This window comes from Mesorhizobium sp. M7A.F.Ca.MR.176.00.0.0 (genome assembly GCF_004023165.1).
GTDB lineage: Bacteria > Pseudomonadota > Alphaproteobacteria > Rhizobiales > Rhizobiaceae > Mesorhizobium.
The window spans coordinates 1-1,900 of record NZ_RZTC01000260.1; the positions used below are offsets into that span (position 1 = coordinate 1).

2 protein-coding genes are annotated in these 1,900 nt (G+C 63.8%); both read left to right on the forward strand.

Annotated elements, in window-relative coordinates:
* The first annotated feature begins 242 nt into the window (after positions 1-242).
* Positions 243-887: an alpha/beta fold hydrolase gene (locus EOB59_RS34545; protein WP_128290286.1), complete on the forward strand. Its 645-nt coding sequence runs from the start codon at positions 243-245 to the stop codon at positions 885-887.
* A 4-nt stretch (positions 888-891) separates the two neighbouring features.
* Entirely contained in the window at positions 892-1,662 is a 771-nt protein-coding gene (locus tag EOB59_RS34550; RefSeq protein ID WP_128290287.1) for an exodeoxyribonuclease III, read from the forward strand.
* Positions 1,663-1,900 lie beyond the last annotated feature (238 nt).

Genomic DNA, 1,900 nt, shown 5'->3' on the forward strand with positions numbered 1-1,900 from the left:
GCGGGGTGAGCATGATTGGCGAAGGCCGCGATGACAGCCAATCTCCCCCCTTGCGGGGGAGATGCCCGGCAGGACAGAGGGGGGGCGCTGTCCCGCCAACAGATCGGCCAATTTTGGGGCGTGTTCCCGCACGCAAGCCGGACCGAAGACTGGCATTCCTTCACGCCCCCCTCTGCCCTGCCCGGCATCTCCCCCACGAGGGGGGAGATCAGCAGCGTCGCCGTCGCGCCGGACATCACACCATGACCACCTTCCTCTTCGACGGTCCCGACACCGCTGCCATCACCATCCTGCTCGCCCATGGCGCCGGCGCGTCGATGGATTCGCCTTCAATGACCGCCACCGCCAAGGCGCTGGCCGCGGCAGGCTTACAGGTCGCACGCTTTGAATTCCACTACATGGCTGCCCGCCGCTACGGCCACCGCAAGCCACCGCCGAGGGCCGAGACGTTGAACCCGGAATATATCAAGGCGATAGCCGACCTCAGGGCAAAGGGCGTGACGGGACCGCTGATCATCGGCGGCAAGTCGATGGGCGGGCGCGTCGCCTCCATGGTCGCGGACGAGATGTTTGCCAAGGGCGAGATTTCAGGGCTGGTTTGCCTCGGCTATCCCTTCCATCCGCCGGCCAAGCCCGAGCAATTGCGCACCAAACACCTTGCCGATCTGAAGACGCCGACGCTGATCTTCCAGGGCACGCGCGACGAGTTCGGCACCAGGGACGAGGTTGCGACTTATGACCTTTCCGATCGCATTGAGGTGATCTGGCTGGAGGATGGCGACCATGATCTCAAGCCACGCAAGAACATCTCGGGATTTTCGGCGGCCGACCATCTGAAGACGCTGGCCGAGACGGTCAAGGCGTGGTCGGGTCGGATCGCTTCCTGAAGCGATGAAGATCGCCTCCTTCAACATCAACAACATCAACAGCCGGCTTGAAAACCTGCTGGGATGGCTGGCTGTGGCAAAGCCCGATGTCGCCTGCCTGCAGGAGCTGAAGGCGCGCGACATGCAGTTTCCACGCTCGGCATTGGCGGCGGCCGGCTATGGCGCGGTGTGGAAGGGCGAGCCGACGTGGAACGGTGTTGCCATCCTGGCACGGGGCGCCGAGCCAGTGCTGACCCGCGATGCCTTGCCCGGCGATGATGCCGACAGGCAGAGCCGCTATATCGAGGCGGCGGTGAACGGCATCATCGTCGCTTGTCTCTATGCGCCGAACGGCAATCCTCAGCCCGGCCCGAAATTCGCCTACAAGCTCGCCTGGCACGCGCGGCTGGAGGTGCATGCCGAACAGTTGCTCGACACCGGCCTGCCGGTGGTGCTGGCCGGCGACTACAACATCGTGCCCGAGCCGCGCGATATATACGCCACCCGCTCCTATGACGACAACGCGCTGGTGCAGCCGGAAAGCCGGGCGTCGTTCCAGCGCCTGCTCGACCAGGGTTGGCTTGATGCCCTGCGCAAGAAGCATCCGAAGGAAACGCTTTACACATTCTGGGACTATCGCCGCAACCGCTGGCCGCGCGATGCCGGCCTCCGGCTCGATCACATCCTGCTGTCGAAGAAACTGGCACGCCGCCTGACCTCCGCCGGCATCGACCGCGACGTGCGCGGCGAGGACGGCGCCAGCGACCATGCGCCGGTGTGGGTGGAATTGAAGTAGGCGACTGCTTTCATTGCGTCGCGCTTGAACGGCTCCCTGCAACGCGCTTAAAGTCTTTTGTCTCGATGCATGTTGCTGTCCCAATCCGGGTTCGCTTTTGGCCGACATGCAATAACCTGTCGGCAAAGTACTCCAACGCAGCCGGATCGCCCGTGAACGCAACCCCCCACGAGATTTGTGAATCGAGGCTCCATGCCTGACTTGGGCGCTGTCTCGATATTGGCCGCCGCCATTGTGG

Excerpts from the sequence above, each read along its gene's own strand:
- EOB59_RS34545 (WP_128290286.1), top strand. The coding sequence starts at position 243 with ATGACCACCTTCCTCTTCGACGGTCCCGACACCGCTGCCATCACCATC.
- EOB59_RS34550 (WP_128290287.1), top strand. The coding sequence starts at position 892 with ATGAAGATCGCCTCCTTCAACATCAACAACATCAACAGCCGGCTTGAA.